At 39.9% G+C, this 7,795-nt stretch carries 7 protein-coding genes and 2 tRNA genes; 8 read left to right on the top strand and 1 reads right to left on the bottom strand.

Going from position 1 to position 7,795, the window contains the following annotated elements; all coding sequences use genetic code 11:
• Positions 1-3 precede the first annotated feature (3 nt).
• Both KH400_RS19540 and KH400_RS19535 read left to right on the top strand, forming a co-directional pair.
• Positions 4-77: transfer RNA gene (locus KH400_RS19540), tRNA-Gly, on the top strand.
• Between the two features lie 89 nt (positions 78-166).
• Positions 167-242, top strand: a tRNA-Ala gene (locus KH400_RS19535).
• A 41-nt stretch (positions 243-283) separates the two neighbouring features.
• On the opposite strand, the gene KH400_RS19530 is transcribed toward KH400_RS19535, so the two are convergent.
• Positions 284-469 carry an aspartyl-phosphate phosphatase Spo0E family protein gene (locus tag KH400_RS19530; protein WP_217227560.1) on the bottom strand — a complete coding sequence of 62 codons (186 nt, stop codon included), beginning with the start codon at positions 467-469 and terminating at the stop codon, positions 284-286.
• Between the two features lie 190 nt (positions 470-659).
• On the opposite strand from KH400_RS19530, the gene sigW reads away from it, so the two are divergent.
• The 6 genes from sigW (at position 660) to glmS (ending at position 7,692) form a co-directional block, all read left to right on the top strand.
• Positions 660-1,223 carry an RNA polymerase sigma factor SigW gene (gene sigW, locus KH400_RS19525; protein WP_217227559.1) on the top strand — a complete coding sequence of 188 codons (564 nt, stop codon included), beginning with the start codon at positions 660-662 and terminating at the stop codon, positions 1,221-1,223.
• A 17-nt stretch (positions 1,224-1,240) separates the two neighbouring features.
• Entirely contained in the window at positions 1,241-1,876 is a 636-nt protein-coding gene (locus KH400_RS19520; RefSeq protein WP_217227558.1) for an anti-sigma factor family protein, read from the top strand.
• Between the two features lie 92 nt (positions 1,877-1,968).
• On the top strand, positions 1,969-2,793 hold the full coding sequence (cdaA, locus tag KH400_RS19515) for a diadenylate cyclase CdaA (protein WP_217227557.1): 825 nt from the start codon (positions 1,969-1,971) through the stop codon (positions 2,791-2,793).
• The gene (locus tag KH400_RS19510; protein WP_217227556.1) at positions 2,786-4,030 is read left to right on the top strand and encodes a CdaR family protein; all 1,245 of its coding nucleotides are present in this window, start codon (positions 2,786-2,788) and stop codon (positions 4,028-4,030) included. Before cdaA ends, KH400_RS19510 begins: the two co-directional genes overlap by 8 nt.
• 48 nt (positions 4,031-4,078) lie before the next feature.
• A complete protein-coding gene (gene glmM / locus KH400_RS19505; protein WP_217227568.1) occupies positions 4,079-5,425 on the top strand; it encodes a phosphoglucosamine mutase in 1,347 nt (448 codons plus the stop codon).
• Positions 5,426-5,889: 464 nt separating this feature from the next.
• Positions 5,890-7,692 carry a glutamine--fructose-6-phosphate transaminase (isomerizing) gene (gene glmS, locus KH400_RS19500; RefSeq protein ID WP_217227555.1) on the top strand — a complete coding sequence of 601 codons (1,803 nt, stop codon included), beginning with the start codon at positions 5,890-5,892 and terminating at the stop codon, positions 7,690-7,692.
• Positions 7,693-7,795 lie beyond the last annotated feature (103 nt).

The raw sequence follows: 7,795 nt of genomic DNA, 5'->3' as shown, positions 1-7,795 counted from the left end.
ATTGCGGGTGTAGTTTAGTGGTAAAACAAGAGCCTTCCAAGCTCTGGTCGTGAGTTCGATTCTCATCACCCGCTCCATATTTACTTCTTGACTGCTTCTTTGCTAGTTTGAAACAGCGTTAGCAGCACAGGAGCATGACGATAAATACTTACATTTCTTTAATTTTGGGGCCTTAGCTCAGCTGGGAGAGCGCCTGCCTTGCACGCAGGAGGTCAGCGGTTCGATCCCGCTAGGCTCCACCAACTATACATATTCAACCTTAGATCTAGGATCTAAGGTTTTTTTAATTGAGTGATTGTTTTGCTGAGACATAATTCTCATATTCATTAAGTAATTTATCGAGCTTTTGACTCATTTCAATCATTTCCTTTGATAGAAGGTTGTTATGTTTACTTATTGTATGTAACGCTTGTCTAGTTTCTTCAATTTCTTGTAGGAGCTGTTCTTTCTCATTTTTAAAAGTTGTCATTGGAGCACACCCTTGCATCGTAATTTTAATATGGTATGGTTATTACCCATATGAAGATTTTATAAACATTTGTTTTCAAAGTCTCTGCACGCTAAAAATTGAAAGTGTTAAAATAGATACAATTACATGTTGGAACCTTTTCGGTGATAAATCGTAAGTATGATAAACCGCACAGGGGCGGAGGTTAACGATGGATAGAGTAGTAAAACGGATCATAAAAGAAGTGAAAAAAGGCGACCAACAGGCGTTTGGAGAGCTCGTTGAGTTATATAAGGACAAGGTATATCAATTGTCCTATCGTATGCTTGGAAATGCTCATGAGGCGGAGGACATCTCACAGGAGGCTTTTTTACGTGCCTTTAGCAACCTTGACTCATATGATACGAAGCGGAAATTTTCAACCTGGTTATTTCGGATAGCGACGAATCTTGCTATTGATCGATTGCGAAAGAAAAAGCCTGATTACCATTTAGAGGATAAGGTTACTGGTACTGAAGGCTTAACACTGCTATCGCAAATTGCAGTTGATCAAGCGTTGCCTGAAGAAGAAGTGTTAACACATGAACTTCAAGAATGGATTCAGAAGGAAATTGCCTGTTTACCGATTAAATATCGCTCAGCAATTATTTTGAAATATATTGAAGACCTTTCGTTAAAAGAAATAAGTGAAATTCTCGACTTACCTGTTGCTACTGTCAAGACAAGGGTGCATAGGGGAAGAGAGGCGCTTCGAAAAAGACTTCGTAATGTTTAGGAAAGGAAGGGTCTGTAATGAGCTGTAAAAAGCAATATCATGAGTTAATTCATAAATACTTAGATGAAGAGATGTCAGAACAAGAAAGTAAACAACTAATCGACCACTTACAACAATGTAATTCTTGTAATCAACACTATCAAGAGTTAAAGAAGTCTATTGCCTTCGTGCAAAGTTCATCGCATATTGAAGCACCTATTGGCTTTACTGAACAAGTGATGAAGCAACTTCCTAATCAAAAAAAATCAACGAACTGGAAAGTATGGGTAAAAAAGCATCCATTTCTTGTTGCAGTCTCTGTTTTTTTATTATTAATCTCAACAAGTGTATTTTCGCTATGGAGTGATCCACATGGTGAGTTAGTTGTTACAGGAGCTGCAAATGTTCAAATTGATCAGGATGGATCGACAGTGATCGTCCCTGAAGATGAGGTGATTGAAGGGGATCTGGTTATTAGAAATGGACGGTTAGAGGTTGAAGGTGAAGTCAAAGGAAACATTGTGCTTATTAATAGTGAGCAATACCTTGCTTCAGCAGGTACTGTTTCAGGTGAAATTGAAGAAATTGACCAAATGTTAGAATGGGTATGGTATCATACAAAATCGTTTTTTACAGAGGTTATTACTGTCTTTGAACGAGATCGTAATGATTGATACGGTAAAGCTTGTTTTGAAATTGTGATATAATGATAAAGCTACTAATAGTGGGTAATTTTTGTTGAATAAGGTTTGAAGGAAGTGCTGCTATGTTTCCTGGAGAAGATTTTCAACTGCTTAATTATCTGGGAAGAATCATTGATATTTTATTAGTAACGTATGTTGTCTATAAATTAATCATGGTCATTCGCGGAACAAGAGCAGTCCAGCTATTAAAAGGGATTACAGTCATTTTAGCAGTGTGGTTTTTGAGTAGTTTTTTTGGCTTAAGGACACTGCAATGGATTATGGAACAAACGGTCACCTACGGGGTGTTGGCCATTATTATCATTTTCCAGCCAGAGTTGAGGCGGGCGCTTGAACAGTTAGGAAGAGGGCGCTTTTTTTCTAGAGGGACAAATCATCAAGATGAGGATGTTTCTAAATCAATTGATTCCATCGTAAAAGCTTCTAAGTATATGGCAAAAAGGCGAATCGGTGCCTTAATGTCAGTTGAGCGTGAAACCGGAATGAATGATTATGTAGAGACCGGGATCCCGATGAATGCTACATTAACATCTGAATTATTGATTAATATTTTTATCCCCAATACACCACTTCATGATGGGGCAGTCATATTAAAAGAGAATCAGATCGTAGCAGCTGCATGTTATTTACCTTTATCTGAAAACCCATTTATCTCCAAAGAGTTAGGTACACGCCATCGCGCTGCTCTTGGTGTAAGTGAGGTGACAGACAGTCTCACGATTGTTGTATCAGAGGAGACTGGGAACATTTCGTTAACAAAGAATGGTGAGATTCACCGTGATTTGAACGAAGAGACGCTAAGACATTTATTAGAGAAGGAACTTACAAGTGAAGCGAAGCAAACCTCTTCATCTCGTTGGCAATGGGGAGGGAAAAAACATGGATAAGCTATTTAATAGTCCCTGGTTTGTTAAGATTATTTCATTTTTCATTGCGCTAATGCTGTTTTTGATGGTTAATATGGATAACTTTAATAATCAACCAGGTGGTGTTTTGCCACGAATAAGTGATGGTTCTTATACATTAGAGGAAGTCGAACTTAGTGCATATTATGATGAAGAGAATTATGAAATCACTGAAATTACCGAAACCGTTCAAGTCAACCTTAGAGGACCGCAAAGTGTGTTGACGATGTTGCAAGTAACGAGACCGGCTTTTGATGTGTATGTTGATTTAAGGGATCGAGAGGCAGGTGTCCACCATGTCAGTATCCAACATGATGGATTTCCAAACCAACTTTCTGTGTCGATTGCGCCGCAGTTTGTAAGGGTCGTTTTACAAGACAAGAAAACAATCTCAATCCCAGTCGAAGTTGACTTGGTCAACGAGGGGGAAGTAGCGGAAGGCTATTCAATAGGGGAGCCGATCGTTACACCAGTTAATGTTGAAATTACGGCTGCCGAAGAATGGATTGATCAGGTGGCGAAGGTGAAAGCCTATGTCGATGTCAAAGATGCAGATAAAACGATTGAACAAGGGGTGCCGGTAAAGATTTATGATCATGTCGGTAATGAACTACAGTTAGATGTGGAGCCATCTGTTGTCGATGTTAAAGTACCGATTACAAGTCCACATACGGATGTACCCGTAAAAGTCACACGTGTAGGTGAATTGCCAGAAGGACTAAGTGTTGATTCATTAACGGTTGATCCTAAGGAAGTAAGGATCTTTGGACCGCAAGATATTATAAATGCAATTACGGTTATTGATGGTTTAGAGTTAGATTTGGATGAAATCACTGAAGATCAGACGGTTGAATTGGAAGTACCGAAGCCCACTGGTGTTGAGAGGGTTGACCCTGAAAAAGTCAATGTAACAGTTGAATTAAATGAACAAGAGAGTTTGGGGTTCTACAATATCCCTGTTGAAATCAGCGGGCTTGTCGACGGATATAGGGTGAATTTCGAATCTGAAGCAGGGCGCTTTATTGACGTTGTCGTCAAAGGAACTGAGACCGTCTTGAGTAAAATCATTGATACAGATATTCAAGCGTACATCGATGTTAATGAATTGTCGCTTGGTGAACATGTTGTGCCAATTCAAATTAATGGACCTCAAGACCTTTCGTTTGAAACAGATCGCCTAGAAGCAGTCATTACGATTGAGGAAGTTGAAAATGAATAAACACCATTCATTATGGTGTGACGAATGTGCATTGAAGGAGAGATCATGATGGGAAAGTATTTTGGAACTGACGGTGTTAGAGGCGTTGCTAATACAGAACTAACTCCGGAATTAGCATTTAAATTAGGCCGTGTTGGTGGTTATGTGTTAACGAGAAATACAGAAAAGCCGAAAGTCTTAATCGGCCGTGATACGAGAGTTTCAGGACAGATGCTTGAAGGGGCACTAGTTGCAGGACTTCTATCGATTGGTTGTGAAGTGATGCGATTAGGCGTGATTTCTACACCAGGCGTTGCCTTCTTAACAAAAGCTCTAAGTGCGCATGCAGGGGTAATGATCTCTGCTTCACATAACCCTGTTGAAGATAACGGAATAAAGTTTTTTGGTCCAGATGGGTTTAAATTATTAGATGCGCAAGAACAGGAAATTGAAGAGTTATTAGAACAGCAAGATGACATTCCTCGTCCAGTAGGAGTTGAACTTGGTCATGTCAGTGATTATTTTGAAGGCGGTCAGAAGTACTTGCAATTCCTTAAACAGTCTGTTCAAGAGGATTTTGAAGGCATTCATATTGCGCTTGACTGTGCCCATGGTGCAGCTTCCTCGCTAGCACCACATCTATTTGCTGATTTGGAAGCTGATATTTCTACGATGGGGACATCACCGAATGGCTTGAACATTAACGATGGTGTCGGTTCAACTCATCCCGAAGCTCTAGCTGAATTTGTTCAAGAAAAAGGAGCTGATGTCGGTCTTGCTTTTGATGGTGATGCAGACCGTCTCATCGCAGTTGATGAAAAGGGCGAGATTGTTGATGGTGATCAAATCATGTTCATCTGCGCAAAGTATATGAAAGAGCAAGGCTGGCTTAAAGATAACACAGTTGTTACTACAGTTATGAGTAACCTTGGTTTTTATAAAGCAGCTGAGGAACATGGTATCCAGACGAAGCAAACAGCTGTTGGTGACCGCTATGTTATGGAAGAAATGCGCAAGGCTGATTATAACCTCGGTGGGGAGCAGTCAGGACATATTATTTTCTTAGACCACATCACAACAGGCGATGGGATGCTTTCGGCCCTGCAGCTAGTCAATGTGATGAAAGCGACAGGAAAGTCTCTATCTCAACTCGCTAGTGAAATGGAAAAGTTCCCACAAACGTTAGTTAATGTCAGAGTTGTAGATAAAGACGCTGTCAAGACTAGTGCTGTAGTTACTGAGGCGATTGAAGCTGTGGAAAAGGAAATGGCAGGGAATGGCCGTGTGCTCGTCCGACCATCGGGAACAGAACCGCTTGTTCGTGTGATGGTTGAAGCACCAACCGTTGAACTTTGTGAGCAATATGTAAATCAAATTGTAAATGTAGTGGAAGAACAATTTGGTATGAGTGAGTAACAACTAACATAAAATAAAAAAACATGCATAGGTGGCACATCTAACGCTGCCTATGCATATTTTTAACTATACGGCAATTGGTCGTTGTTCAATAATTAGACATTGACCGTATTTACAATTTTGTTGTATGATTATCCTTGATTCAAAATGATAGGAGGATCGTACAATATCTAGAAAAGCGCCTGAACTATTTTAGGGACTACGCAGTACTAAAATAGTTGACGAGGAAGAGGTTTATCGAACGATCGGCGGATACCTCTCGGTTGCATCACCACAACCGTAAACGATTGTTTAAAACAAGGAGGCAACTCTTTGCACAAAAGCAATCGTACTGGTGAACAAATCAGTATTTAAGGTTAGCATGGATCGGTAAAGATGCGACCCTTTAAACATGTCATTATTTAAAGAGTGGGGCAAGAACGCCCCTGGTTTTCTTGCCCCCTAATCAGGGAGGTCATTCATTTATGTGTGGAATTGTCGGATATATTGGAAACCAAGATGCAAAAGAAATTTTATTACAAGGACTAGAGAAACTTGAATATCGTGGCTATGACTCAGCTGGTATTGCAATCGTTAGTGAGGATAACAACCATCTTTTCAAAGAAAAAGGGCGCATTGCTGCTTTACGTGAAGCTGTAGACTATAATGTAAATGGAACGGTCGGTATTGGGCATACACGTTGGGCGACACACGGTGCGCCAAGTCAAATCAATGCTCATCCACATCAAAGTGCTTCTAAACGTTTTACAATTGTACACAATGGTGTGATTGAAAATTACCAGCAACTGATGAGAGAGTATTTAGCAGACGTTGATTTTGTGAGTGATACAGATACAGAAGTTGTCGTTCAGCTTATCGAGAAGTTTGTTAGTGAAGGTCAATCAGTTGAAGGAGCATTTCGATTTACGCTTTCATTGCTAAAGGGCTCTTACGCGTTAGCTTTATTAGATCGTGAAGACCGTAATAAGGTATACGTTGGAAAGAACAAGAGCCCATTGCTTGTTGGCATTAGTGAAGATGTCAATGTAGTTGCTAGTGATGCAATGGCAATGCTACATGTAACTGATCAATTTGTTGAGCTAATGGACCAGGAAATGGTTATTGTTACACGTGATAACATTACGATTAAAACATTAGCTGGTGAAACCATTGATAGAGAGCCATATACAGCAGAGCTTGATGCTAGCGATATCGAAAAGGGAACGTACCCTCATTATATGCTTAAGGAAATTGATGAACAGCCACTAGTCATTCGTAATATTATTTCAAAATACCAAGACGACAATAATGATATCAAATTATCAGCCGATATTCGTGAAGCCATGAAAGAAGCGGATCGAATTTATATTATTGCGGCTGGAACGAGTTATCATGCAGGACTCGTTGGTAAGCAATTAATCGAAAAGTTAGCTGGCAAACCAGTTGAAACGCATATTGCTAGTGAATTTCTTTACAATATGCCATTATTATCAGAAAAACCACTCTTTATCTTTATTTCACAAAGCGGGGAAACGGCGGATTCACGCGGTGTCCTTGTGAAGGTGAAGGAAAAAGGCTACCCAGCATTAACGATTACGAACGTACCGGGGTCAACATTATCTCGTGAGGCAGACTTCACCTTGCATACGTTCGCTGGACCGGAAATTGCGGTAGCTTCGACAAAGGCTTACACAGCACAAATGGCTGTATTAGCGATTCTTGCTGTTGATACAGCAAAGGCTAAAGGAATCGAAATTGATTTTGATCCAATTCAAGAGTTAAGTATTGTCGCAAATGCGATGGAAGCTCTTTGTGATCAAAAAGAAAAATTAGAAAAAATCGCCCGTGAGTATTTAGCAGTAACACGTAATTGCTTCTTTATCGGTCGTGCAGCTGACTATTTTGTCTGCTTAGAAGGGGCTTTAAAGCTTAAGGAAATTTCTTATATTCAAGCTGAAGGCTTTGCAGGTGGAGAGCTGAAGCACGGAACGATTGCTTTAATTGAAGACGGCACTCCAATCATCGCAATTGCGACACAAGAACATGTCAACTTAAGCATTCGTGGAAATGTCAAAGAAGTGGCTGCTCGTGGTGCGTATCCATGTATTATTAGTATGGAAGGATTGCAGGAGGAAGGCGACACATTAGTAATTCCAGCAGTACACGAGTATTTAACAACTCTTGTGTCAGTGATTCCTTTACAGATTATTTCTTACTATGCAGCTCTACATCGTGACTGTGATGTTGATAAGCCGAGAAACTTAGCAAAAAGTGTAACTGTTGAGTAGGTTATCGTTAGTTAAGAAACTTGAGCTTGTTTTTTATCCAAACGTAATTTCAAAGCAAAAAAAGAGATGTATCTCTACTCGAGATACATCTCTTTTTTTATTT

This window comes from Desertibacillus haloalkaliphilus, assembly GCF_019039105.1.
Lineage (GTDB): Bacteria > Bacillota > Bacilli > Bacillales > KJ1-10-99 > Desertibacillus > Desertibacillus haloalkaliphilus.
The sequence above is the reverse complement of the archived record's forward strand: the minus strand, read 5'-3'. Positions and strand labels throughout refer to the sequence as shown.